This is a genomic window from Pseudomonas entomophila L48, assembly GCF_000026105.1.
In the GTDB taxonomy this organism is placed as follows: domain Bacteria; phylum Pseudomonadota; class Gammaproteobacteria; order Pseudomonadales; family Pseudomonadaceae; genus Aquipseudomonas; species Aquipseudomonas entomophila.
Map to the genome: position 1 here is coordinate 4,698,679 of NC_008027.1, position 24,372 is coordinate 4,723,050.

Sequence of the window (24,372 nt, forward strand, 5' to 3'; positions counted from 1 at the left end):
CATGCCCCGCCTGTTCGCGCCCCTGCTCGCCCTCGCCCTGCTGCTGCCGCTCACCGCAGCCCAGGCCAGCTACATCACCCGCACCCTCGACAAGCCGGTGCCCGGCGGCGTGGCCGTGGTCAACCTGGGGCCGTCCGCCAGCGCGCCGACCGCGCGCTTCGACGGCAAGCCGGTGCTGGTGGTCAGGGAGCAGGACAACTGGCTGGCCATCGTCGGTATCCCCCTCACCCAGAAGCCCGGGAGCGCCGTGCTCACCCAGGAGGGGCGCAACATCCCTTTCAGCGTGGGCAGCAAGAAGTACCCCGAGCAGCACATCACCCTGAAGAACAAACGCCAGGTCAACCCTGAGCCCCAGGACCTCAAGCGCATCGACCGCGAATTGGCCGAGCAGATCAAGGCCTATCGCAGCTTCAGCCCGGCCGTGCCCAGCAACCTGATCCTCGACAAGCCGGTCAACGGCCCGCTGTCGAGCAAGTTCGGCGTGCGCCGGTTCTTCAATGGCGAGGAGCGCAACCCCCATGCCGGCCTGGATTTCGCGGTGCCCGCCGGCACGCCGATCAAGACCCCGGCCAACGGCAGGGTAATCCTGGTAGGTGACTACTTCTTCAATGGCAACACCGTGTTCGTCGACCACGGCCAGGGGTTCATCAGCATGTTCTGCCACATGTCGAAGATCGATGTGAAACCGGGGCAGGTGTTGCGCCGGGGCGAGGTGGTCGGGCGTGTGGGCTCGACCGGGCGAGCGACCGGGCCGCACATGCACTGGAATGTCAGCCTCAACGACGCGCGGGTCGATCCGGCGATCTTCATCGGCGCGTTCCAGCCCTGACGCAGGGCAAGCCCGCTCCCACGATGCCACCCGCGATCATGTGGGAGCGGGCCTGGCTCGTGACTTGCGCAATGAAAAAGCATCGCGCAATCAAATCTCAACAAATAAAAAAACACGGCCACAAGATTTCGACAAAGCAGTTTTTTTAAGCATTTCTCTCAATTTTCCCGCAATGCTTGCCATCCCCCAACCCACTGGTTAGGGTTGAGCACATGAACATCTTCAGCACCCTGCTCCGACAACACCGCAGCCTCTGCCTGGTCAGCGCCCGACTACCAGGGTGAATCGCGTCGCCTCGCCTTTTTCTCTCGTTTTCGTTTGGCAGGCCCGATCACGGCCGCACATAAAAGGAATGCTTGCATGACCATGCTCAAAGACCCATCGAAGAAATACCGCGCGTTCCCGACCATCGACCTGCCCGACCGTACCTGGCCGTCGAAGACCATCACCCAGGCCCCGATCTGGTGCAGCTCCGACCTGCGTGATGGCAACCAGTCGCTGATCGAGCCGATGGACTCGGAGAAAAAGCTGCGGTTCTGGAAAACCCTGGTGCAGGTGGGCGTGAAGGAAATCGAAGCCTCGTTCCCATCGGCCTCGCAGACCGACTTCGACTTCGTGCGCACCCTGATCGAAGACGGCCACATCCCGGACGACACCACCATCCAGGTGCTCACCCAGGCCCGTGAAGACCTGATCGCCCGTACCTTCGAATCCCTGCGTGGCGCCAAGAAGGCCATCGTCCACCTGTACAACGCCACCTGCCCGTCGTTCCGCCGCATCGTCTTCAACCAGGACAAGCAAGGCGTGAAGGACATCGCGGTCAATGCCGCCAAGCTGTTCGTCAAGTACGCCGCCCAGCAGCCGGACACTCACTGGACCTTCCAGTACTCGCCGGAGACCTTCAGCGCCACTGAGCTGGAGTTCGCCAAAGAGGTGTGCGACGCGGTGATCGAGGTGTGGAACCCGACGCCTGAGCACAAGATCATCCTCAACCTGCCGGCCACCGTTGAAGTCGCCACCCCCAACGTCTACGCCGACCAGATCGAATGGTTCTGCCGCAACATCAACCGTCGCGACAGCGTGATCATCAGCCTGCACACCCACAACGACCGCGGCACCGGCATCGCCGCCACCGAACTGGGCCTGATGGCCGGCGCCGACCGTGCCGAAGGCTGCCTGTTCGGCAACGGCGAGCGCACCGGCAACGTCGACCTGGTCACCCTTGCGCTGAACCTCTACACCCAGGGCATCGACCCGCAACTGGACTTCTCCGACATCGACGGCGTGCGCAAGGTCGTCGAGGAGTGCAACCAGTTGCCGGTGCACCCGCGTCACCCCTACGTCGGCGACCTGGTCCACACCGCCTTCTCCGGCTCGCACCAGGACGCCATCCGCAAGGGCTTCGCCAAGCAGCAGGAAGGCGAACTGTGGGAAGTGCCATACCTGCCGATCGACCCGGCCGACATCGGCCGCAGCTACGAGGCGGTGATCCGCGTCAACAGCCAGTCGGGCAAGGGCGGCATCACCTACCTGCTCGAGCAGGAATACGGCATCAGCCTGCCACGCCGCATGCAGATCGAGTTCAGCCAGGTGGTGCAGGGCGAGACCGACCGCCTCGGCCTGGAAATGACCGCCGAGCAGATCTACAAGTTGCTGCAGAAGGAATACCTGCAAGCCAACGCGCCGTATGCGCTGGTCAGCCACCGCTTGCAGGAAGAGAACGGCAGCAGCCACGTGCAGGTGGAAGTCTCCGGTGAAGGCGAGACTACCCTGCACTGGCATGGCAAGGGCAACGGCGCCCTGGAAGCGCTGGTGGCGGGTCTGCCGGTCAATGTGGAGATCATGGACTACAACGAACACGCCATCGGTGCTGGCACCAATGCCAAGGCGGCCGCATACATCGAACTGCGTGTGGCCGGTGGCCGTCCGGTGCATGGGGTGGGGATCGACGAGAACATCACCACCGCCAGCTTCAAGGCCTTGTTCAGCGCGCTGAACCGGTCGTTGAGCCAGCAGCAGGCCAAAGCAGCCTGACGCGTTGATCGCCCCGAAGAGCCCGCAGAGATGCGGGCTTTTTTGTGCGCGCTAGACGGCATCTTCAGGCTGCAGTGAGCGAGCCATCATTTGGCCGTTATTCATGGGTATACTGCACGACCCCTCTCCCACTCATGCAAGGAGCACCATGAGCTATTGCCTGGCGCGCGCAACGCGCCACCGCCCCCTGGAATGCAATCGATGAGCATCCCATTGAGTGAACGGATCGGTGCCATGGCGCTGGTTGACCAACTGCGTCATCGCGAAATGGCCATCCAGGAGCATCTTGACTTACCTCGGCGCCGCGCCGAAGTGGCCGAAGGCATTCGTACTTACTACCAGAGCCATGGCATCGCCTTTGACGAAGCAACGGTCGAGGAAGGCGTACGCCAGTTCTTCGCACGACGCCTCGAGTTCCAAGCGCCTGCCCTGGGCTTCACGCAGCGCCTGCTGGCTCGCCTGGCCATGGCCTACCGGCCGCTTCTCAAAGGCGTGGCTTACAGTGTGCTACTGATTGCACTGGGCTTGGGCACACGCTTTCTGGTGGAGAGTGGATTAAACATTCGGGCGGGCCTGAGCGCCGATCAACTGGCCATCGACGTCCAACTGCTGCAGATGGATCTAGCCAAGCAGCGCCAGCGTCTGGAGCAATCCAAGGCTCGTCAGGCACGCCAACCGGTTCCAGTGGTGGCGGACCTGCTCGTCAAGATCGAGCGTGTGCTGCCCAGCCCCAGCCAATCATTGAATGTCGCGCGACCCGATCCGATCACCCGCGACAACCGCGCCACCTTGAATGCTCGAATCGAACAAGCGTACTTCGTGTTGGCCGGCGCGCAAAACAACCTGGCAAAGGCCAAAAAACGACTCAACCGCGTGGACCACGTCTACATCAGCCTCGACCAGCAGCAGCAACTGCACAATCGCCTGAATGCCATGCCGCTGCCCAAGGCCGATCATGAGCAACTGGCTGACTGGCTCAACCTTGCCGGTGAAGATATCGCCAAGCTGCAACTGGAAAAGGCCGACTCCACCCTCGATGCAGTGAAGGACTACCTGATTTACGCCGCAGAACCCCTGACCATCGAGCTGGTCGATCGCCCCGGCATCAAGTCGGGCGTGGAGCGCTGTTACGAAAACTCCGGCTGCAATCCGAACAGCACGCGAGGCAAAAGCTGGTACCTGATCGTCGAACCCTTCGACGCTGCCGGCAAGCAGACGTGGGTGCCGGTGACCAGCGTGGAGACCGGCAAGACCCGCTGGGCCAATCGTTTCGGTGTGCGCGTCAGTTACGACGAATATCTGCGTGTCAGGCAGGACAAGCTCGAAGATGGCCATATCAGCCAACGCCTGATTGGCAGAAAACCGGTGAACAGCCTGAGCATGCACTTCAGCCAAAGCACCAACGCCACCCCTGAGATGATTCTGGAATGGTGATGCAATGAAACCGATCGCCCTTGTCAATGCGCTCGAACACAACTCGCGCCAGGCCGAACAGACCAGGCGTGAAGCCGAGCAGACGCTGTATGCCCAGCTCGACCAGGAAGCCCGGCTGGAAGACCAGATCACCTCAAAGCTGGGACAGATCGCCACCCTGCAGCTGAACATCGACCCCGAGCTGGACCTGCAGACCCGGCAGTTGTTCGAGCAGCGCGAGCACGCCCGAGCGAACCTGGTCCAGGCGCTCGAACGAGTCGAGCAACTGATAGCCACCCGACTGGACAAACGTCAGCAGGTGCGCAGTGATCTCGGCCAGCTCGATGCCCAGGCACAGCGCATGCTCGACGAAGACCCTGCTTTCGCTCGATTGCAGGAACGACTGAATGCAAACCGGCAAGCTGAACAGCAGTCCGATGCTAGCTACGCGGAAATCCGCAACGAGTGCGCCAACAAGCTGGAAGGCTACAAGAGCAACCCGCTCTACCGTTTTCTCAAGGCCTGTGGCTATGGCACCGAGCAATACCGACCTTACCTCTTCCAGCGAACGTTGGACGACTACCTGGCGCGCAAGGTCGACTTTCACGCCAACTACGCCAACGAACAGACCTTGTTGGCCATGTACACGCGCAACGAGACCCAGCGCCAGACCCTCGCCCAGACGCGGCAGCAATTGCAGGCGCAACACCAGCAGCATCTGGAGAAAGCCCGTGAAGCAGCTGGCATGCAGGCCTTGCTGGCCGAAGAACAAGAGCTGGAAGTGTTGTTGAGCGAGGCCAAGGCCAACGCCAGCTCACTGCATGCTCAACTGGCCGACTTCAATCAGCAGCGCGATCCCCACCTGTTGCAGATTCGCCAGAGCATCACCGACAGGCTCAGGGCACGCCCCTTGGCCGAGCTGATCATCGAGGCGGCCAGGACACCGAACCCGGATGACGACCTCCTGGTCAGTGACCTGCAGTTGCTGCACGCACGGCTGCGGGAGATTCAGCAGCATCTGAACGGCTTGCGCGATGAGAGCGACAAACAGCGCCAACGCTATGACCGGGCCAAGACCTTGGAGTACGCGCTGCGCGATGCCCATTACCGCGATCCAAGCCATGAATACCGGCTGCAGCAGCCCATCGAACAAATACTCGACGACTACATGCGCGGCCAGCTGGAACAGTCCGAAGTGCAACGCTTGCTCGATGAAGGTCGGCAGTTTGTGTCGTCACAGCACTGGGATGACAGCAGGAGCCCCAGCCGGGGCAACGACTCGACCAGCTCCCATGGCACCTCTGGCAGTTTCGGTGGAGGCGGTTTCAGCACCTCCAGCAGTTCCGGCGGTGGTGGTTTTCGCACCACCGACAGTTTCTGAATCGCGCAACTCAATTGCAGATATCCACTCAGGCAAGGATCACCATGAGCCAATACCTCGAACGCGCCCTAGACGGCCTGCGCAAACTCGGCATCGCCTTCGGTCAAGCGCCACAGCCAGCACCCGTACTGACCCTGCTGGACAAGGTCGCGCATTACGACAACCAGCGTGTCACCGGCATCGCCGCGGTACTGCAGCAGGCGTCGTTGTTCAACCAGACCGTACGCGAGCAGATCGCCGGGATGGATATCTCTGACCGCTACATGGATATCACCGACAGCTTCACGTCGATTCGTGAAGACGCGGCTGCCATGGCCACATGGATGGACGATGGCCGCCTGGACACCCTCGAACGCCTCAAGCTGGCCTGGATGCGCATGCTGCGAGGCTCGATTCCGAGCCGTTTCGAGGACATCCGCAAGCACTACCTCGACGTGTGCGCGGCCGCCAGCGACCAGATCACCCGCGAAAACCTGATCCTGGAAGCGTACATGGACTTCCGCCTGGCCATGAAGACTGCCGAGGTCGACGCCCAGCAAGTTCTGGCTATCGCAGGGCAGTCCCTGCAGGAGTGCACCGAAGCCCTGGACACCGCCAACGCTAACGTGGCTGCGGCCGCAAGCGAAGCGCCCGCCCGCGTCGCAGCACTGGAGCTGGCGCGTGACGAAGCGGTACGAGCGCTGCAGAACGAAGACAAAAGCTACCAGATCGTCAAGGATATCGCTGACGACCTACGGGTCGGCTACAACACCGCCGAGATGGTGTTCGCCCGCATCAGCCAAGTGCATGTGGTCAAGGAGCGTCAGTACCAGCGCATGGTGTCGTTCTTCGCCACCAACGAAGTCGTGCTCACCAGCCTTGCGGTTTCGTTCACCGCCAACCAAGGCATGGCGGAGGCCACCCATACCCTCAACGCCACCACTGCCGGTATCAACAAGGGCCTGGAAGCCCTGGGCGAGCTGGGCAACCAGCAACTGGGGGCGGCGATGAAAGCCAGCTATGGCGCGACTCTGCGTGTCGAATCGGTGCGCGCCCTGGCCCAAGCCACCCTGGACTTCCAGAATGACATGAAAGGCCTGACCGAAACCTACCGGGCCGAATCGACCAAGGCTGCGCTGGAAATCTCCAACGCCGTGGAGGACGCCAAGCGCGCCTTCTCCAGCTTGCTGACCAAAGCCTCGCAGTGATCGGCACCCGGGAAGCCCCCAAACACCAAAAACCTTCAGGCAAAAAAAAGGGGCGCCGACCAAGCGCCCCACAAGCCGTGTAGCACACAACGAAATCTGTCAGTCCAGCAGCGCCATCGCCTCGGCGCTGCACGCCTCGATCCGCGCCCAGTCGCCGTTCTTGATCCAGCTGCTGTCGAGCATCCAGGTGCCGCCCACGCACATCACGTTGGGCAGGGCCATGTAGTTGCGCACGTTGGCCGGGTTCACCCCGCCGGTGGGGCAGAAACGAATGTCGCCGAACGGGCCGGCGAACGCCTTGATCGCCGCCACGCCACCGCTGATCTCGGCCGGGAACAGCTTGAAGCGGCGGTAGCCGAGGGCGTAGCCCATCATGATTTCGGACGGCGTGCTGATGCCGGGCAGCAGCGGAATGTCGCTTTCCACACCGGCCTCGAGGATGTCCTGGGTGATGCCCGGGGTGACGACAAACTGCGCGCCCGCCGCCTCGACGGCAGCGAACATGCCGCGATCGAGCACGGTGCCGGCGCCAACGCACAGCTCCGGGCGCTGCTCGCGCAGCACCTGGATGGCCTTCAGGCCATGCTGCGAGCGCAGGGTCACTTCCAGGGTGCGGATGCCGCCGGCGGCCAGGGCGTCGGCCAGGGGCAGGATGTCTTCCTCACGGGCGATGGTGATCACCGGCAGGATGCGCGCCTGGTCGCAGATCGCGTCGATCCGCGCGGCTTTGTCGGCCATCGAGAGCAAAGGCTGTGGGCGTTCAAGGGTGGTCATGACAGTAGATCCTTGGCTCATGGGCACCAGTAGATGTCCAGGGGGTCGTGAAGAAAGGCGCGAATCGGCATTTCGGTAGGGTCTTCGGCCGCCAGGGCGGCACGCAGGGTGGCAAGCTTGCCCGCGCCTTGCACGGACAGGGCGGTGAAGCCGGCGCTGGCCAGCAGGGCACGGGTCATGCTCAGGCGCTGGTGCGGCACGCTGGGTGCCAGCATGGCCAAGCAGCGACGCTCACCGACCTTGGCCAGGCCCTGGCGCAAGTTGGGGCTGGCCGGGAACAGCGAAGCCGTGTGGCCATCGTCACCCATGCCCAGCACCAGCACATCGATCGACGGCAGGTCGGCGAGCACCTGGTCGGCCTGCTCAGCGGCGGCCTCCAAGGTCGCGGCGCTCTGGTACAAGCCGATAAAACGCGCCTTGGCCGCCGCGCCCTTGAACAGGTGGCGGGCCAGCAAGCCGGCATTGCTGTCGTCGTGCGCCACCGGCACCCAGCGTTCGTCCGCCAGGCTCACGGTGACCTTCGACCAGTCCAGCGCTTCTGCGGCCAGCTTCTCGAGAAACGGCACCGGGCTGCGACCACCGGAAAGCACCACGCAGGCCTGGCCCTTGCTGGCGATGGCCTGGCGCAGGCGCTCGACCACATCGCGGGCCAAGGTCGCCGCCAGGGTTTTCGCATCAGCCAGCTGATGCGCCTTCACCGTTGCCGGCAGTTGCAGTTCAGATATCGCCATACCAGGCCCTCCCATCGCGTGTGATCAATGCAATCGAGCTCATCGGCCCCCAGGAACCCGCCGCGTAGGGCTTGGGCGCATCGCCGCTGGCTTTCCAGCCGGCGATCAGCTGGTCGCACCATTTCCAGGCGTATTCGATCTCGTCCTTGCGCACGAACAGGTTCTGGTTGCCGCGCATCACTTCCAGCAACAAGCGCTCGTAGGCGTCCGGAATCCGCGCACTGCGCCAGGTGTCGGAGAAATTCAGTTGCAGCGGGCCGCTGCGCAGTTGCATGCCCTTGTCCAGGCCCTGCTCCTTGGTCATCACCCGTAGCGAAATACCTTCGTCCGGCTGCAGGCGGATGATCAGCTTGTTGCCGATCTGCAGGCGTTGCTCCGGGGCGAAGATGTAGTGCGGCGTCTCCTTGAAATGGATGACGATCTGCGACAGCTTCTGCGGCATGCGCTTGCCGGTGCGCAGGTAGAACGGCACGCCCGACCAGCGCCAGTTGCGGATGTCGGCGCGCAGGGCGACGAAGGTTTCGGTGTCGCTCTGGGCGTTGGCGTTGTCTTCCTCCAGATAACCCGGCACCGGCTTGCCGTCGCTGTAGCCAGCGATGTACTGGCCGCGTACCACGCGGGTGCTAAGCCCTTCGCCGGTGATCGGCGCCAGCGCCTTGAGCACCTTGACCTTCTCGTCGCGGATGCTGTCGGCCGACAGGTCGCTGGGCGGGTCCATGGCGATCAGGCAGAGCAGTTGCAGCAGGTGGTTCTGGATCATGTCGCGCAGCTGGCCGGCCTTGTCGAAGTAGCCCCAGCGGCCCTCGATGCCGACCTTCTCGGCGACGGTGATCTCTACATGGGAGATGGAATTCTGGTTCCACTGGGTTTCGAACAGGCTGTTGGCGAAGCGCAGGGCGATCAGGTTCTGGACCGTCTCTTTACCGAGGTAGTGGTCGATGCGGTAGACACGGTTTTCCGGGAAGAAGCGCGCCACCGCGTCGTTGACCCGGCGTGACGACTCCAGGTCGTGGCCGATGGGCTTTTCCAGCACCACCCGGGTGCGCGCGGCAAGGCCGGCCTTGTCGAGGTTTTCGCAAATGGCGCCGTAGACGGCCGCGGCGGTGGCGAAATAGGCGATCAGCGGCAGCGCGGCCGGCGCCTGCTCGGCCAAGGCCTGGTAGCCCTCGGGCTGGACGAAATCCACATGCAGGTAACTCAGGCGCCCGAGAAAACGCTCGAGCGCAGCCGCGTCGATTTCCGCCGCGGGCACGTGGCGGCGCAAATGCGCCTCGATGGTGCCCAGGTGCTCCAGCGCGGTGCCCGGCTCGCGGGCCAGGGCCAGCAGGCGGGTGTCCGGGTGCAGGAGGTCGGCGCAGTCGAGCTGGTAGAGCGCGGGAAACAGCTTGCGCAATGCCAGGTCGCCGAGGGCGCCAAAGAGGGCAAAGGTGCAAGGTTCGACACTGATCGCAGCCATGATGTTGGTTCTTTTATAAAGTTGAGCTAGGAATACCGCTTTCAACCCTGCTTTTCAAGGGTTAATGTAGTAAAAACCACAACATTAAACACATCCATTACAGACAAGTGGTGTGACAACCCCACCGCCAGTAGGATACACAACACTGCAAAAAGCCTGCTGTCGCGCCAGCCGGCTGTCTCTGAGCCCCAAAGGACACACCATGGACCGCGTGCGAAACCTCCTGGAACAGATCCAGGGCCGCCTGGACGAGCTGAACAAGGCCGAACGCAAAGTCGCCGAAGTCATCCTGCTCAACCCGCAACAAGCCACCCGCTTCAGCATCGCCGCCTTGGCCCAGGCGGCCAAGGTCAGCGAACCTACCGTCAACCGCTTCTGCCGCTCGTTCGGCGTCAGCGGCTACCCGGAGCTCAAGCTGCAACTGGCCCAGAGCCTGGCCAGCGGCGCCGCCTACGTCAGCCGGGCGGTGGAGGCCGACGACGATCCGGCCGCCTACACCCAGAAGATCTTCGGCAGCGCCATCGCCTCGCTGGACAGCGCCTGCCAGGCGCTCGACCCACAGCAGGTCAGCCGCGCCGTGGACATGATGATCCAGGCCCGGCAGATCCACTTCTTTGGGCTGGGGGCTTCCGCCCCGGTGGCCCTGGATGCGCAACACAAGTTCTTCCGCTTCAACCTCGCCGTCTCGGCTCACGCCGACGTGCTGATGCAACGCATGCTGGCCTCGGTGGCGCACACCGGCGACCTGTTCGTGATCATCTCCTACACCGGGCGCACCCGCGAACTGGTCGAGGTGGCGCGCCTGGCCCGGGAGAACGGTGCCTCGGTGCTCGGCCTGACCGCCGCCGGCTCGCCACTGGCCCAGGCCTGCAGCCTGAGCCTGCACATCCCGCTGCCGGAGGACACCGACATCTACATGCCGATGACCTCGCGGATCATCCAGCTCACCGTGCTCGATGTACTCGCCACCGGCATGACCCTGCGCCGTGGCGTGGACTTCCAGCCACACCTGCGCAAGATCAAGGAAAGCCTCAACGCCAGCCGTTACCCGATCGAGGACGACGACCTCAGCTGAGCCGGTGCGCCTGCAACCGCAGGTGCGCGCGCTCGCCCGGCGCCAGGCTCAGGCCTTCGCCACTGCCACTGGTGGCCTCGACGCAGACGAAGCCCTGGCATTCGCGCCCGGTCACCCCCATCAGCGGGCGGTTGCCCGGGTGCCAGACCACGGTGTCGTCGCTGTCGCCGGTGTCGATGCACAGCTCGCGCTGCCAGGCCGGGTCCTGCAACTGCACCTTGGGCGTGCCCGGGTAGACCTTCTGGCAACCGCCCTTGAGCTTCAGCGCGCCGTCTTCGCGACAGGCCTGGCGATTGAGGCGGTCGTAGCCCTCGATATCCTCGAGCCCGGACAGCGCTATCTTCGACACGTCGCTGATACGCCAGTAAGCCAGCAATGCATGGCTCAGCTGGCAGGGTTCGCTGTCCTGGTGCACGGTACTCAGGCTCAGTTCCATGCTCGCGCCCAGACGGGCATGCAGGTCGACCTGCCAGTCGCACAGGTCCAGGCGCCACTTCAGGGCGACCCCCTCCTCGTCCTCGCGGCTGTCCACCAGCTTCCAGTCCAGCAATCGCGCCCAACCGTGGGCCGGCCACAGGTCTTCGCTGGGGTGGCGGCCATACCAAGGCCAGCACACCGGCACGCCGCCACGGATGGCGCCGACCTGCGGCCACTGCTCGGCGCACCACAGCCAGGGCTTTTCGCCGGCCGGCTGAAAGTGCAGCAACTGCGCGCCCTGGCGGCTGAACACCGCCTGGCAGCGTGGGTGGTCGATGATCAGTACATCGCGCTGCTGGTAACGCTCCCACTCGAAGGTCGGCCTGGGCCGTTGCGACGTGAAGAAGCGATGTAGCGGATGTTCAGGCATGGTTCCAAGCTCTTTTGTTGTTCGAGATAGCGCTGTCTCAGCCTGTACCCGCTAACCACTGCAGACCAGTGGCTAGCGGGAGGCCGAAAATGGATGGCGTAAATTTACAACAATTTTTCTCAGAATGACGACTGAATCTTCAACCCCGCGACCAGCGCGTTGTCCACCTCGTCGACACCGCCCGGGCTCTTGATGTACTGCAGGTTGGGCCGCACGGTCAGCCAGTTGGTGACGTGGAAGCCGTAGTAGAGCTCGGCGTTGTACTCGGTGCGCTGCAGCGGCACGAAACCTGGGTTGTCGTAGTCGTTGATGCCGGACTGGGCGTTGAGCAGCTCGGCGCGTTTCTTCACGTCGTCGTTGACATGGATGCGGGCGACACCGAAGCCGATATCATCCTTGGGCCGGGCGTCGAAGGCGCCCTTGTAGACCAGACCGACCTGTTGGTAGTTGTCGACCACGTTGGTGGCCTTGTCATGCACGGTGAAGTTGGCGAACAGGCTCAAGCCACGGTTGATGTCGCCGGCATGGGCGGTCACCTGCTGCTGCGCCACCACCCACCAGCCATGCTTGCTGGAGTGCGACTTGAACGCCGCGCCCGTCAGCGCCTGCGGGTTGCCGTTGATGTCGTCGTACACATCGTCGGCCTTGGCGGTGCTGTAGTAGTAGCCCAGGCGGTACTCGCCCGGCAGGCCGTTGACCTTCGGCGACCAGACCGCCTCCACCGGCAGGATCGCGCCCTTGGTGCCACTGCCGCTGAGCTTGAAGCCGTTGCCGATTTCCAGGTTCGAAGGGTTCTGCTCGTAGGCACCGACCTGGACGAAGAATTCCGGGGTGATGTTGTACTTCACCCGCAGCGCCCACTGGCTGACCGGCCAGTTGTACCAGATGCCGCCTACCCAGTTGCCCACCTGCGAGCCGCAGAAGGCCAGGTTCTGGAAGTCGCAGGGGAAGCTGTTGAAGTCCTCGCCTTCACCGAAGCGGCCGAATTTCACGTCCAGCGCGCCGTCGAAGTACTTCTGCTTGATCCACATCTGGGTCAGGCGCCAGGTCTGGCCACGGCCCCAGACTTCCTGCACCGAGCTGAACTGCCCGGCGCGCGGGTCGCTGATGCGGTCGTTGGACAGGTTGCGACCGCTACGCTCGGTGATCGCCAGCTTGAACTCGGTATCTTTCCAGCCGAGGATCTTCTCCAGGTCCAGATGCGCGCCCAGGGCGAACTGGTCGCTGTAGCGCGCGGTCTTGTCGTCGTTGTAGCCACCGTGCAGATTGCCGGCCACCTCGCCGACATAATCGAGGGTGAAGTCGTAGCCCTTCTCCAACAGCTCGGTGCGGGTGCCGCCCCAGTCGCCGGTCATCCATTTCGATTCCGACGAGAAAGCCTCGGCGGCCTGGGCCCCGCTGCTGCCGACCACGGCCAGCAGCGCCAACGAACCCAGGGTCCTGATGCGATTGCGATGTTCCATCCCTTTGCGTCCTCTTTTCTTGTTATTAACAGAACGAATCAACGGCTTGATCTTTCCTGTGGGAGCGGCCTTGTGTCGCGAATGGGCTGCAGAGCAGCCCCAGCGATTGTGCGGGTTGCTCAGATCCTGGGGCCGCTACGCAGCCCATTCGCGACACAAGGCCGCTCCCACAGGGTATGACCGCCGTACTTAACGGCCTTTGAAACGCGTCACGTTGTCCTTTACAGCGGTGGTGGCCAGGTCCAGGCGTTCGCCGCTGGCAGCGTCGAACAGCAGCACCCGCGCCGGGTCGAACTGCAGGTTGAGGCTGTCGCCGACCCGGCATGCCACATCCGGCGCCAGGCGGCAGCAGACCTTGGTCTGGTTGAGGGTGACGAACACCAGCAGGTCCGGGCCGGTGGGTTCTGTGACCTGCACCTCGGCACGGATGCCCGGCAGGCCATTGCCCTGCTCCGCCCCCAGCGCGATCTGCTCCGGGCGCACGCCGAGAATGATCTCAAGCCCCTCCAGCTCGTCGGCCGCCACGCCCAGCGGCAGCTCGCAACGCGCCTGGCCGCTGTCGAGCAGCGCCAGCACGCGGCCATCCTGCTTCGTCAGGCGCACCGGGATGAAATTCATCGGTGGCGAACCAATGAAGCTGGCGACGAACAGGTTGGCCGGGTCGTTGTAGATCTGCTGCGGCGTGCCGAACTGCTGGATGATGCCGTCCTTCATCACCGCCACCTTGTCGCCCAGGGTCATGGCCTCGATCTGGTCGTGGGTGACATACACCGTGGTGGTCTTCAGGCGCTGGTGCATCAACTTGATCTCGGTGCGCATCTCCACCCGCAGCTTGGCGTCGAGGTTCGACAGCGGCTCGTCGAACAGGTAGATCTTCGGCCGCCGCGCCAGGGCCCGGCCCATGGCCACCCGCTGCTGTTGGCCGCCGGACAGCTGGCCGGGCTTGCGCTCGAGCAGGTGCTCGATCTGCAGCAGCTTGGCGACCCGCGCCACTTCCTCGTCGATGGCCGCCTGGGGCAGCTTGCGGATCTTCAGGCCGAAGGCGATGTTGTCGCGCACATTCATGGTCGGGTACAGCGCGTAGGACTGGAACACCATGGCGATGTCGCGGTCCTTCGGGCTCATGCCACTGACATCCTCGTCGTCGATGAGGATCGCCCCGCCGCTGATGCTTTCGAGGCCGGCAATGCAGTTCATCAGCGTCGACTTGCCGCAGCCCGAGGGGCCGACCAGGATCAGGAACTCGCCGTCCTTGATCGCCAGCTGGATATCCTTGAGCGTGTCGGGCAGGCCCGCGCCGTAGGTCTTGTTCACGTTACGCAGTTCGAGTGTTGCCATGACTTACCCCTTGACCGCGCCGGCGGTCAGCCCGCGCACGAAATACTTGCCCGCCACCACGTAGACCAGCAGCGTCGGCAGCCCGGCGATCATCGCCGCGGCCATGTCGACGTTGTATTCCTTGGCCCCGGTGCTGGTGTTGACCAGGTTGTTCAGGGCCACGGTGATCGGTTGCGAGTCGCCACTGGAGAACACCACGCCGAACAGGAAGTCGTTCCAGATCTGGGTGAACTGCCAGATCAGACAGACCATGATGATCGGCGTCGACATCGGCAGGATGATCCGCCCGAAGATGGTGAAGAACCCGGCGCCGTCCAGGCGCGCAGCCTTGACCAGCGCCTCGGGGATGCTCACGTAGTAGTTGCGGAAGAACAGCGTGGTGAAGGCAAGGCCATACACCACGTGCACCAGCACCAGGCCACCGGTGGTGCTGGCCAGGCCCAGTTTGCCGAGGGTGAACGAGGCCGGCAGCAGCACGGTCTGGAACGGCAGGAAGCAGCCGAACAGCAATAGCCCGAAGAACAGCTGCGAACCACGGAAACGCCACATCGACAGCACGTAGCCGTTGAGCGCGCCGATGGCGGTGGAGATCAGCACGGCCGGCACGGTGATCAGGATCGAGTTGACGAAGTAGCCGCTGACCGTGGCCCAGGCCTTGGCCCAGCCGATGCCGGTGAACACCGTCGGCCAGCTCAGCAGGTTGCCGGTGCTGATGTCTTCCGGGGTCTTGAAGCTGGTCAGCAGCATCACCACCAGCGGCACCAGGTACAGCAGCACGGCCAGCAGCAGCACGCCATGGATGGCGATGCGGCTGAAGCCCAGCGCAGGTTTGTCGGTATGGCTAGTCATGGCGCTTGCCCCGCAGCTCGGAGTACAGGTAGGGAACGATGATCGCCAGCACCGCGCCGAGCATCAGGATGGCGCTGGCCGAGCCCATGCCCATCTGCCCGCGGCTGAAGGTGAACGAATACATGAACATCGCCGGCAGGTCGGAGGAGTAGCCCGGCCCGCCTGCGGTCATGGCCGCGACCAGGTCGAAGCTCTTGATGGCGATGTGCGCCAGGATCATCAGCGAACTGAAGAACACCGGCCGCAGGCTGGGCAGCACCACCGTCCAGTAGATGCGCGGCAGGCTGGCACCATCAAGCTGGGCGGCGCGGATGATCGACGGGTCGACCCCGCGCAGGCCGGCCAGGAACATCGCCATGATGAAGCCCGAGGCCTGCCACACGGCAGCGATCACCAGGCAGTAGACGACCCGATCGGGGTCGATCAGCCAGTCCAGGCGGAACCCTTCCCAGCCCCAGTCACGCAGCAGCTTGTCCAGGCCCATGCCGGGGTTGAGCAACCACTTCCAGGCGGTGCCGGTGACGATCATCGACAGGGCCATGGGGTACAGGTAGATGGTGCGGATAAAACCTTCACGGCGAATGCGCTGGTCGAGCAGCACGGCGAGGAACACGCCGATGGCCAGGGTCACGCCGATGAACAGGCCGCCGAACAGCAGCAGGTTCTTGCTCGCCACCCACCAGCGGTCGTTATCGAACAACCGCGCGTACTGCGCCAGCCCCGCCCATTTGTAGGTAGGCAGGAAGGTGGAGGTGGTGAACGAGAGGACGAAGGTCCACAGGATGTAGCCGTAGAAGCCCACCAGGACGATGAACATGCTGGGGGCCAGCACCAGTTTCGGTAGCCAGCGCTGCAGCGCGTCCAGGGGTGAAGCCCGCAAGCGGGCGGTTGCAGTGGTCATGGTTCAGATCCCGTTTCGAAAACGACACATAGCCCTGTAGGAGCGGCTTTAGCCGCGATCACCCGCGAAGCGGGTGACGGACACCGCGTTGCCTGCATCGCGGCTGCAGCCGCTGCTACTGAGCCGCCTTCACCGCCGCGTAGAGCTTCTTCGCCGCATCGGCCGGGTCGGCCTTGGGGTCGTTGATGTAGTTGGTCACCACATCGAAGAACGCCCCCTGCACGGCCAGCGTGGTCGCCATGTTGTGCGCCATGCTCGGCTGCAGCCCGCCGGACTTGGCGTCCGCCAGGAAGTCTTTGGCCGAGGCCTGGGCGCAGGCGTCGAAACCGTACTTGTTCATATCGGCCAGCATGTCGTTGCGCACCGGGATCGAACCCTTGTTGATGCTGAACACCTTCTGGAAGTCCACGCCCAGGACCTTCCTGGCGATGTCCTGCTGCCCCGCCGCAGTGCCTTCGTTCTTCTGTTTGAACACCACCAACGAGTCGATGTTGTAGAGGAACGCCTGGTCAGTGCCTGGGAAGGCCACGCACTGATAGTCCTTGCCCGCGGTCTTCTTGGCCAGGGTCCATTCACTCTTGGCCCAGTCACCCATGATCTGCATGCCGGCCTTGCCGTTGATGACCTTGGCGGCTTCGAGGTTCCAGTCCTGGCCCTTGCCATCAGGGTCCATGTAGGTGGCGACCCGCTTCAGCTCGGTGAGGGCCTTGACCATCTGCGGCCCCGTCAGGGCTTCCTTGTCGAGCTCGACCAGCGCCTTCTTGTAGCCTTCGACGCCCATCACCGAGAGCACCACGCTCTCGAACACCGTGCTGTCCTGCCACGGTTGGCCACCGTGGGCGAGCGCAATGAAGCCTGCGGCCTTGAGCTTGTCGCCGGCGGCGTAGAATTCATCGAGGGTGGTCGGCGCCTTGTCGATGCCGGCCTTCTTGAACACCTCGGGGTTGATCCACAGCCAGTTGATGCGGTGGATATTCACCGGTACGGCTACGTAGTCGCCGTCGTACTTCACGGTGTCGGCGACTTTCTTGTCGAGCAGGCCGTCCCACTTTTCTTCCTTGGCGACATCCTTGAGGACGTCAGGGTCCAGCAGTCCGGTGGCGGCCCAGTCCTGGATGTCCGGGCCTTTGATCTGGGCAACGGCGGGCGGGTTGCCGGCCACGGCGCGGCTCTTGAGCACGGTCATTGCGGTGGCGCCACCACCACCGGCCACGGCGCCGTCCTTCCAGGTGAAGCCATCCTTCTCGACCTGGGCCTTCAGCACATCGACAGCGGCCTTTTCACCGCCGGAGGTCCACCAATGGACGACCTCCACGTTGCCTTTGGTGTCGGCGGCATGGGCACTGAGGGAATAAAGGGAGGCGAGGGAAATCGCGGCGGCGAGACGAAGCGTCGAATTCATGGGAATACCTTTCTTGTTGTTATGCGTGGCAAGACTGTCGCTTGCTTTGCATCGAGTGTAAGGATCTCGCGCCCCGCCTCAGGTAACGAACGGATGCGCGATTGTCATCATCTGGTTACAAAGCCAGCGCCGTGGCCAGGCTTGGGGCCAGCGGCAGGCGTGGCAGCAGCAGGGCCTGGTAGGCGTGATAGAGGTCCGGCTTGCCGCCCCAGATACGGGCACTGGGCTGGTTGGCCGGGTCGAGTTCGTGGTGCCAACTGCCATGGGCGCGGTCGATGAAGTGCTCGCCGATGAAGTCCCAGAAGCAGCGATACCAGCGCTCGTACTGCGCCTCGCCCGTGCGTCGCAGCAAAGCGGCGGCGGTGGCGCAGGCCTCGGCGTGCACCCAGTGCAGGCGTTCGCGCACCACCGGGCGGTTGCGCCAGTCCAGGGTGTAGACCAGGCCCGGTGCGCCATCGACCTGCCAGGCATGGCGGCAGGCGCTGTCGAACAGGCCCTTGGCGGCGCTCGCCAGGCCCTTTGCCACGGGCAGGCCGGCCTGCTCGCGGGCTGCCTCCAGATGCAATAGCAAGCGTGCCCATTCGAAGGCATGGCCGGGTGTGGTGCCGTAGGGGCGGAAGCCATCGGCGGGGTTGTCGCGGTTGTAGTCCGGCAGGGCCTGCCAGTGTCGGTCGAAATGCTCGGTGATGCGCAAGCCATCTGTCGCGGACTGGCTGAGGATGAGCCGGTCAACAATTCGCTGGGCGCGATCCAGCCACAGCGTGTTGCCGGTCACGTCGGCCAGGGCGAGGAACGCCTCGACGCCATGCATGTTGCTGTTGGCGCCGCGGTAGGCCTCCGGCTGTTGCCAGTCGCGGGCAAAGGTTTCGCCCAGCGCGCCCTCCTCCTCGCTCCAGAAACGCTGCTCGATGACCTCGATCGCGTCCTCCAGCAGCGCCTGGGCGTGGCTGACACCGGCCACCACCGCCGAACTGGCGGCCAGGGCGACGAACGCATGCAGGTAGGCGGCCTTGTCGCTGCCGCGCTGGCCTTGCGGATGGGAGAACCAGCCGCCGAAGTCGGCGTCGCGCATAGGCTCTTGCAGTGCGGCGACGCCGTGCTCGACCAACCCCAGGCAGCCTGGCACACCCTGGATATGCGCCAGGGCGAAGCTGTGGGTCATGCGCGCGGTGGTCAGGGTTTCGGCGATGGCGCAACGGGGCAGGCGGCCTTCATCGTCGAGGTTGCCGAAGCCTTCGGACAAGCGCGAGGCCTTGGCGAAATCAAGCAGGCGCAGGGCTTCTGTCGTGAGCCAGGCGTGGTGGACCGGGGAATCGAGCCAGCTGTGGGTCATGGGACATGCCTTCCTTGTTGTTGTCAGCGGATTCTAGCCAGCCGTCCTGGCTGGCATGTCACGAAGGCCCGCAGGTTTGTCACCGGACGGTGACCTGTAGGAGCGGCTTCAGCCGCGATCACCCGCGAGCGGGTGCAGGGCACCGCGGTGCCTGCATCGCGGCTGAAGCCGCTCCTACAGGGAATCGCGGCAACCTTCCTCAATCGGCGGTTCGGGGCAGGTACAAGGTTACCCGCAATCCACCTTCGCGCAGGTTCAGCAGGCTCACTTCCCCGCCATGGCTGTGGGCGATGTTGCGCGCGATCCCTAGCCCCAGCCCGTACCCTTGTTGCTGCCCAGCCAGGCGAAAATGCGGCTCGAACACCTGCTCCAGGCGCTGCTCCGGCACCCCCGGCCCCTGGTCGTCGACTTGCAGCACGAAGCTTTCGGCGCTGTCGAGAATCCGCAGATGCGCCCGCTCGCCATACTTGATGGCATTGTCGATCAGGTTGCCGATGCAGCGACGCAGGGCCAGCGATTTGCCCGGATAAGGTGACAAGGCCTTGCCTTCGACCGTGATGCGACCATCACCCACGTAGGGTTCGGCAAGCATCTCCAGCACCTGGTTGAGGTCGATCGGCTCGATGTTCTCGTGGATGTCGGTGTCCTTCACGCACTGCAACGCGCCCTTGACCAGCAGCTCCAACTCATCCAGGTCGCGGTTGAACTTGGCCTGCACCTGTTCATCCTCCAGCAGCTCGACCCGCAGGCGCAGGCGCGTGATCGGTGTGCGCAGGTCATGGGACACGGCACTGAACAGCTGGGCGCGCTCGGTCAGGTAACGGCTGATGCGCTCGCGCATGCTGTTGAACGCCCGCCCCACCTCGACCACCTCGCTGCCGCCGCCCTCGGCCACCGGCGCCACGTCCGCGCCCAGCGACATTTCCCGCGCAGCCCGCGCCAGGCGCTTGAGCGGCCGGCTCTGCCAATGCACCAGCAAGCCGATGAACAGCAGCAGCATGGCGGTGGTGAGGGCGATGAAACCGATCTGCTGGCGCGGCAGGCGCTCGGCCTCAAGGCTGGTGTAGGGCTCGGGCAGCAGTGAGGCGATGTACAGCCACTCGCCTTCGTCCAGGCGGATCTGGGTGACCAGCACCGGGGGGTTGAGTGGCTCGAGGGTGAGCGAGTAGTGCGCCCACGAACGCGGCAGCTCATCGAGCTTCAGGCCGCTGTTGAAGATACGCAAGTCGTCCGGACTGACGAACGCCACGGAGATTTCCATCTGCTGCCCCAGACGCTCATGCAACACCTGCTGGAACACCTCGATCACCGCTTGCTTGCGCGGGGTGACCGGCAACACCGGCATCTCCAGCGGCTTGACGTTGAGCGAGACGAAGAAGCGCGTGCCGCCCATGCTGCGCAACTGGTCGAGGACCATGGGCCGGTAGCCCACCGGCAGCGAGCGGAAGTAGCTGACACTGGCGCTCATCGAATGGGCCAGGCTGCTGGCGCTGGCGCGCAGGCCCTGCAACTGGCTGGCGCGCAACTGCGCCACCCAGATCAGGCTCGACAGCCCCTGGGCCAGCAGCACCACCAGCAAGGTGAGCAGCAGCATGCGCCCCAGCAACGAACGCGGCAGCAGGCGCCAGCGCCGCTCGCTAGGCCGGGCAGACATGGGCCGCCAGCAGGTAGCCGCTGCCGCGCACGGTGCGGATCAATCGCGGGGGCTTCTCGGTGTCGCGCAGGCGTTGGCGCAAGCGGCTGACCGCCATGTCGACGATGCGGTCCAGGGGCATGGGTTCGCGGCCGCGTGTGGCATTGCCGATGGTGTCGCGGTCGAGGATCTGTTGCGGGTGGTCGAGGAACAGCTTGAGCAGGGCGAAATCGGCACCGGACAGGATCACTTCCTCGCCGTAGCGGTGAAACAGCCGGTGGCTGACCGTGTCCAGGCGCCAGTCGTCGAACGCGAGCACCGCGCTGGCCGGTGCCGCCTGGCCGAACTCGGCGCGGCGCAGCAGGGCCTTGATCCGTGCTTGCAACTCACGCGGGCTGAAGGGTTTGCCGAGGTAGTCGTCCGCGCCCAGTTCCAGGCCGATGACCCGGTCGGCTTCGTCGGAGCTGGCGGTGAGCATGATGATCGGCACCCGTGACAGGCGCGGGTGCTGGCGCACCCAGCGGCACAGGCTGAAGCCGTCCTCGTCGGGCAACATCACATCGAGGATCACCAGGTCGCAGGGGCTACTGTCCAGCGCGCGGCGAAAGCCCTGGCCGTCGGCTTCGGCGTGCACCTGGAAGCCGGAGCGGGCGAGGTAGGTCTGCAGCAGTTCGCGAATGTCCTGGTCGTCGTCGACCATCAGGATCGATTTACCGGCAGTGGTCACAATGGTCCTTCCTTTTGTCAGCGCAGATCTTCATGCCTGCTGTTGGGGCTTACCCCGCGATCAAAATCAGCGATCCAGTGATTGCTGCAGAGCCACCCCCGCCCCCAGCAACCCGGAAAACTCCGCCGTCACCAGCCACACCGGCACCCCGGCGAAATACCCGCTCATGCAGCCCTTGTCGGCAAAACTCGCGGCAAAACCACTGCGCAGGAACAACTCGGCGAAACGGGGAATCACCCCACCGACGATATAGACACCTCCCCGGGCGCCGAGGGTGAGCACATTGTTGCCCGCCACCCGCCCGAGGAATCGGCAGAACTGCTCGATCACCGCCAACGCCCTAGGCTCGCCGGCCAGGGCCGCGTCGGTGATCTGCGCCGGCGTCTTGTGCGTCGGCGTGGCGCCATCGAGCGCGCAGATGGCCTGGTACAGCCGCACCAGCCCGCCACCACTGAGCACGGTTTCGGCGCTGACATGACCGATCTGCCGATGAATCTCCTGGTGGATCGCCGCCTCGCGGGCATTGCCCACCGGCAGGTCGACATGCCCACCCTCGCCCGGCAGCGCCAGCCAGTGCTCGCCCAGGCGCAGCAGGCTGCCCACGCCCAGGCCGGTGCCAGGCCCGATCACCAGCGCCGGACGCGACGGGTCGGCCTGGCCGGCGCAAACCTCGTGGAACTCGCCGTCACGCAGCCGGGTCATGCCCAGGGCCATGGCGGAGAAATCGTTGATCAACAGCAGGCGCTCGACCTGCAGTGTCTGGCAGAAGGCGCTGCGGCTCAGCCGCCAGTGGTTGTTGGTGAAACGGAATTCGTCGCCGTCCACCGGCCCGGCCACCGCCAGGCACACCGCCGCCAGGCCGCCACGGGCGATGCCCTGGTCGGCGAGGTAGGCTTCGATGGCCTGCTCGGGGCTGGTAAAGTCGGCGGTCGCCAGGACCTGGACCGCGTGCAGTTCATTGTTTCGCCACAAGGCAAAACGTGCGTTGGTACCGCCGATATCGCCAACCAGCAGGGCTTTCATTCAAGGTGCTCCAGAGCCGAAGTGAAGGCGCTCGCGCCCTTTTCGGCCGAACTGAACGCCACGCGCATGAAGCCGAACAGCTCACGCCCGCAGCCCAGGTCGTTGCCCTTGGGCGGTTCGGGCAGGTCACGGCTGGCCAGTTCCTCGGCCGACACCATGATCCGCAGCGTGCCTTCGACACCATCGACGCGCACGATATCACCATCGCGCACCCGCGCCAGCGGGCCACCGTCGAAAGCCTCGGGGCATACATGGATGGCCGCCGGGATCTTGCCCGAGGCACCGGACATGCGCCCGTCGGTGACCAGCGCCACCTTGTAGCCCCGGTCCTGCAGCACGCCGAGGAACGGCGTGAGCTTGTGCAACTCGGGCATGCCGTTGCAGCGTGGCCCCTGGAAACGCACCACGGCGACGAAGTCGCGCTCCAGCTCACCGGCCTTGAACGCATCGGCCAACGACTGCTGGTCGTGGAACACCCGCGCTGGCGCTTCGACCACCTGATGCTCGCGCGCCACGGCGGACACTTTCATCACGCCACGGCCCAGGTTGCCCTCCATCACCCGCAGGCCGCCCTCCGGCGAGAACGGCCGCGCCACCGGGCGCAGGATGCTCTCGTCCAGGCTGTCCTTGGGGCCCTCGCGCCAGACCAGCTGGCCATCCTCGAGGAACGGCTCCTGGGTGTAGCGGCGCAGGCCATGCCCGGCCACGGTGTTGACGTCCTCGTGCAACAAGCCTGCGTCGAGCAGTTCGCGGATGAGGAAAGCCATGCCGCCAGAGGCCTGGAAATGGTTGATGTCGGCCTTTCCGTTCGGATAGACGTGGGACAGGGTCGGTACCACTTCGGAGAGGTCCGCCATGTCCTGCCAGGTCAGCTGGATGCCGGCAGCCTGGGCGATGGCCGGAATATGCAGGGTGTGGTTGGTCGAGCCGCCAGTGGCATGCAAGGCGACGATCGAGTTGACCAGCGCCTTCTCGTCGACGATCTCGCCGATCGGCATGAAGTTGCCGCTGGCCTTGGTCATGCGCGTGACCTGCCGCGCGGCCTCGGCGGTGAGGGCGTCGCGCAGCGGCGTGTAGGGGTTTACGAAGGACGCGCCCGGCAGGTGCAGGCCCATGACCTCCATCACCAGTTGGTTGGTGTTGGCGGTACCGTAGAAGGTACAGGTGCCCGGGCCGTGGTAGCTCTTCATCTCCGACTCGAGCAGTTGCTCGCGGGTGGCCTTGCCCTCGGCGTAGCGCTGGCGCACGTCGGCCTTCTCCTTGTTGGAGATCCCCGAGACCATCGGCCCACCTGGCACGAAGACCGTCGGCAGGTGGCCGAAGCGCAACGCGCCCATCATCAGGCCGGGGACGATCTTGTCGCAGATGCCCAGCATCAGCGCGGCGTCGAACATGTTGTGCGACAGGGCGATGGCGGTGGACATGGCGATCACTTCACGGCTGGCGATGGCCAGTTCCATGCCCGGCTCGCCCTGGGTGACACCATCGCACATGGCCGGCACGCCACCGGCGAACTGGCCCACCGAGCCGATGTCGCGCAGGGCCTGCTTGATCTGTTCGGGGAAGTGTTGATACGGCTGGTGCGCCGAGAGCATGTCGTTGTACGCCGAGACGATGGCCACGTTGGCGGCGTTCATCAGGCGCAGGGTCTGCTTGTCCTCACCGCCGCAACCGGCCACGCCATGGGCGAAGTTGGCGCATTGCAGGCTGGCGCGCATGGGTCCGTCACTGGCCGCGCCGCGGATCAGCTCAAGGTAGCGTTCACGGGTGCGGCGGCTGCGGGCGATCAGCCGTTCGGTGACCTCAAGGATGCGCGGGTGCATGTACTGGACTCCAGGCTAACGGTAAGGGCGGTCTCACCGGGCATTTTCCCTCCAAACGATTGCGACCTAGGCTCTAGAGAAAGACGCCTGACACGTTCGGGGAAGGGCTGACCCGACCACTCGTTGTATGTTTAAACAAAATACTGCCAGCAA

At 64.4% G+C, this 24,372-nt stretch carries 20 protein-coding genes; 6 read left to right on the forward strand and 14 right to left on the reverse strand.

What is annotated here, in order from left to right:
• Window position 1 precedes the first annotated feature (1 nt).
• From PSEEN_RS20360 to PSEEN_RS20380, 5 genes are all read left to right on the forward strand, one after another.
• Window positions 2–829 carry a M23 family metallopeptidase gene (locus PSEEN_RS20360; protein ID WP_011535453.1) on the forward strand — a complete coding sequence of 276 codons (828 nt, stop codon included), beginning with the start codon at window positions 2–4 and terminating at the stop codon, window positions 827–829.
• Between the two features lie 360 nt (window positions 830–1,189).
• Complete coding sequence (leuA, locus tag PSEEN_RS20365) at window positions 1,190–2,863, forward strand: 2-isopropylmalate synthase (RefSeq protein ID WP_011535454.1); 1,674 nt, start codon at window positions 1,190–1,192, stop codon at window positions 2,861–2,863.
• 90 nt (window positions 2,864–2,953) lie between these two features.
• The gene (locus tag PSEEN_RS26510; RefSeq protein WP_162042929.1) at window positions 2,954–4,297 is read left to right on the forward strand and encodes a DUF6384 family protein; all 1,344 of its coding nucleotides are present in this window, start codon (window positions 2,954–2,956) and stop codon (window positions 4,295–4,297) included.
• Between the two features lie 4 nt (window positions 4,298–4,301).
• Window positions 4,302–5,657 (forward strand): coiled-coil domain-containing protein, encoded by a 1,356-nt coding sequence (locus PSEEN_RS20375; protein ID WP_011535456.1) that lies wholly within the window; start codon window positions 4,302–4,304, stop codon window positions 5,655–5,657.
• Window positions 5,658–5,701: 44 nt separating this feature from the next.
• The gene (locus PSEEN_RS20380; RefSeq protein WP_011535457.1) at window positions 5,702–6,844 is read left to right on the forward strand and encodes a hypothetical protein; all 1,143 of its coding nucleotides are present in this window, start codon (window positions 5,702–5,704) and stop codon (window positions 6,842–6,844) included.
• A gap of 99 nt (window positions 6,845–6,943) precedes the next feature.
• Here PSEEN_RS20380 and PSEEN_RS20385 read toward each other — a convergent pair whose 3' ends face one another.
• Genes PSEEN_RS20385 through zwf form a run of 3 tightly spaced genes read right to left on the reverse strand, consistent with a single transcriptional unit; the run spans window position 6,944 to window position 9,805 of the window.
• Window positions 6,944–7,618: a bifunctional 4-hydroxy-2-oxoglutarate aldolase/2-dehydro-3-deoxy-phosphogluconate aldolase gene (locus tag PSEEN_RS20385; protein ID WP_011535458.1), complete on the reverse strand. Its 675-nt coding sequence runs from the start codon at window positions 7,616–7,618 to the stop codon at window positions 6,944–6,946.
• Window positions 7,619–7,635: 17 nt separating this feature from the next.
• Window positions 7,636–8,349: a 6-phosphogluconolactonase gene (pgl, locus tag PSEEN_RS20390; protein WP_044488433.1), complete on the reverse strand. Its 714-nt coding sequence runs from the start codon at window positions 8,347–8,349 to the stop codon at window positions 7,636–7,638.
• Window positions 8,336–9,805 (reverse strand): glucose-6-phosphate dehydrogenase, encoded by a 1,470-nt coding sequence (gene zwf / locus PSEEN_RS20395; protein ID WP_011535460.1) that lies wholly within the window; start codon window positions 9,803–9,805, stop codon window positions 8,336–8,338. Before zwf ends, pgl begins: the two co-directional genes overlap by 14 nt.
• A gap of 211 nt (window positions 9,806–10,016) precedes the next feature.
• Between zwf and hexR the strand changes: the two genes are divergently transcribed.
• Complete coding sequence (gene hexR / locus PSEEN_RS20400; RefSeq protein WP_181427842.1) at window positions 10,017–10,880, forward strand: DNA-binding transcriptional regulator HexR; 864 nt, start codon at window positions 10,017–10,019, stop codon at window positions 10,878–10,880.
• On the opposite strand, the gene PSEEN_RS20405 is transcribed toward hexR, so the two are convergent.
• The 11 genes from PSEEN_RS20405 to edd all read right to left on the reverse strand — a co-directional run bounded on the left by PSEEN_RS20405 (window position 10,873) and on the right by edd (window position 24,219).
• The gene (locus tag PSEEN_RS20405; RefSeq protein ID WP_011535462.1) at window positions 10,873–11,727 is read right to left on the reverse strand and encodes a D-hexose-6-phosphate mutarotase; all 855 of its coding nucleotides are present in this window, start codon (window positions 11,725–11,727) and stop codon (window positions 10,873–10,875) included. The two genes, hexR and PSEEN_RS20405, sit on opposite strands and share 8 nt — an antisense overlap.
• Window positions 11,728–11,846: 119 nt before the next feature.
• Complete coding sequence (locus tag PSEEN_RS20410; protein WP_011535463.1) at window positions 11,847–13,190, reverse strand: carbohydrate porin; 1,344 nt, start codon at window positions 13,188–13,190, stop codon at window positions 11,847–11,849.
• A 189-nt stretch (window positions 13,191–13,379) separates the two neighbouring features.
• The gene (locus tag PSEEN_RS20415) at window positions 13,380–14,528 is read right to left on the reverse strand and encodes an ABC transporter ATP-binding protein (RefSeq protein ID WP_011535464.1); all 1,149 of its coding nucleotides are present in this window, start codon (window positions 14,526–14,528) and stop codon (window positions 13,380–13,382) included.
• A gap of 3 nt (window positions 14,529–14,531) precedes the next feature.
• Entirely contained in the window at window positions 14,532–15,377 is an 846-nt protein-coding gene (locus PSEEN_RS20420; protein ID WP_011535465.1) for a carbohydrate ABC transporter permease, read from the reverse strand.
• Window positions 15,370–16,278, reverse strand: a complete 909-nt coding sequence (locus PSEEN_RS20425) for a carbohydrate ABC transporter permease (protein ID WP_011535466.1) — start codon at window positions 16,276–16,278, stop codon at window positions 15,370–15,372. Before PSEEN_RS20425 ends, PSEEN_RS20420 begins: the two co-directional genes overlap by 8 nt.
• A 115-nt stretch (window positions 16,279–16,393) precedes the next feature.
• Complete coding sequence (locus tag PSEEN_RS20430) at window positions 16,394–17,680, reverse strand: ABC transporter substrate-binding protein (protein WP_011535467.1); 1,287 nt, start codon at window positions 17,678–17,680, stop codon at window positions 16,394–16,396.
• A 115-nt stretch (window positions 17,681–17,795) separates the two neighbouring features.
• Window positions 17,796–19,013, reverse strand: a complete 1,218-nt coding sequence (locus PSEEN_RS20435; protein WP_011535468.1) for a D-mannose isomerase — start codon at window positions 19,011–19,013, stop codon at window positions 17,796–17,798.
• Between the two features lie 199 nt (window positions 19,014–19,212).
• Window positions 19,213–20,667, reverse strand: coding sequence for an ATP-binding protein (locus PSEEN_RS20440; protein ID WP_011535469.1), 1,455 nt, complete (start codon window positions 20,665–20,667; stop codon window positions 19,213–19,215).
• The gene (locus tag PSEEN_RS20445; RefSeq protein WP_373694293.1) at window positions 20,651–21,346 is read right to left on the reverse strand and encodes a response regulator; all 696 of its coding nucleotides are present in this window, start codon (window positions 21,344–21,346) and stop codon (window positions 20,651–20,653) included. The genes PSEEN_RS20440 and PSEEN_RS20445 overlap by 17 nt, the downstream gene beginning before the upstream one ends.
• Window positions 21,347–21,439: 93 nt before the next feature.
• On the reverse strand, window positions 21,440–22,396 hold the full coding sequence (locus PSEEN_RS20450) for a glucokinase (protein ID WP_011535471.1): 957 nt from the start codon (window positions 22,394–22,396) through the stop codon (window positions 21,440–21,442).
• A complete protein-coding gene (gene edd / locus PSEEN_RS20455) occupies window positions 22,393–24,219 on the reverse strand; it encodes a phosphogluconate dehydratase (RefSeq protein ID WP_011535472.1) in 1,827 nt (608 codons plus the stop codon). The genes PSEEN_RS20450 and edd overlap by 4 nt, the downstream gene beginning before the upstream one ends.
• Window positions 24,220–24,372 lie beyond the last annotated feature (153 nt).

Bases quoted from the DNA above. Each gene is read 5' to 3' on its own strand.
- PSEEN_RS20360 (WP_011535453.1), top strand. From the start codon at position 2: ATGCCCCGCCTGTTCGCGCCCCTGCTCGCCCTCGCCCTGCTGCTGCCG.
- leuA (WP_011535454.1), top strand. From the start codon at position 1,190: ATGACCATGCTCAAAGACCCATCGAAGAAATACCGCGCGTTCCCGACC.
- PSEEN_RS20375 (WP_011535456.1), top strand. From the start codon at position 4,302: ATGAAACCGATCGCCCTTGTCAATGCGCTCGAACACAACTCGCGCCAG.
- PSEEN_RS20380 (WP_011535457.1), top strand. From the start codon at position 5,702: ATGAGCCAATACCTCGAACGCGCCCTAGACGGCCTGCGCAAACTCGGC.
- PSEEN_RS20385 (WP_011535458.1), bottom strand. From the start codon at position 7,618: ATGACCACCCTTGAACGCCCACAGCCTTTGCTCTCGATGGCCGACAAA.
- pgl (WP_044488433.1), bottom strand. From the start codon at position 8,349: ATGGCGATATCTGAACTGCAACTGCCGGCAACGGTGAAGGCGCATCAG.
- zwf (WP_011535460.1), bottom strand. From the start codon at position 9,805: ATGGCTGCGATCAGTGTCGAACCTTGCACCTTTGCCCTCTTTGGCGCC.
- PSEEN_RS20405 (WP_011535462.1), bottom strand. From the start codon at position 11,727: ATGCCTGAACATCCGCTACATCGCTTCTTCACGTCGCAACGGCCCAGG.
- PSEEN_RS20410 (WP_011535463.1), bottom strand. From the start codon at position 13,190: ATGGAACATCGCAATCGCATCAGGACCCTGGGTTCGTTGGCGCTGCTG.
- PSEEN_RS20415 (WP_011535464.1), bottom strand. From the start codon at position 14,528: ATGGCAACACTCGAACTGCGTAACGTGAACAAGACCTACGGCGCGGGC.
- PSEEN_RS20420 (WP_011535465.1), bottom strand. From the start codon at position 15,377: ATGACTAGCCATACCGACAAACCTGCGCTGGGCTTCAGCCGCATCGCC.
- PSEEN_RS20425 (WP_011535466.1), bottom strand. From the start codon at position 16,278: ATGACCACTGCAACCGCCCGCTTGCGGGCTTCACCCCTGGACGCGCTG.
- PSEEN_RS20430 (WP_011535467.1), bottom strand. From the start codon at position 17,680: ATGAATTCGACGCTTCGTCTCGCCGCCGCGATTTCCCTCGCCTCCCTT.
- PSEEN_RS20435 (WP_011535468.1), bottom strand. From the start codon at position 19,013: ATGACCCACAGCTGGCTCGATTCCCCGGTCCACCACGCCTGGCTCACG.
- PSEEN_RS20440 (WP_011535469.1), bottom strand. From the start codon at position 20,667: ATGTCTGCCCGGCCTAGCGAGCGGCGCTGGCGCCTGCTGCCGCGTTCG.
- PSEEN_RS20445 (WP_373694293.1), bottom strand. From the start codon at position 21,346: ATGGTCGACGACGACCAGGACATTCGCGAACTGCTGCAGACCTACCTC.
- PSEEN_RS20450 (WP_011535471.1), bottom strand. From the start codon at position 22,396: ATGAAAGCCCTGCTGGTTGGCGATATCGGCGGTACCAACGCACGTTTT.
- edd (WP_011535472.1), bottom strand. From the start codon at position 24,219: ATGCACCCGCGCATCCTTGAGGTCACCGAACGGCTGATCGCCCGCAGC.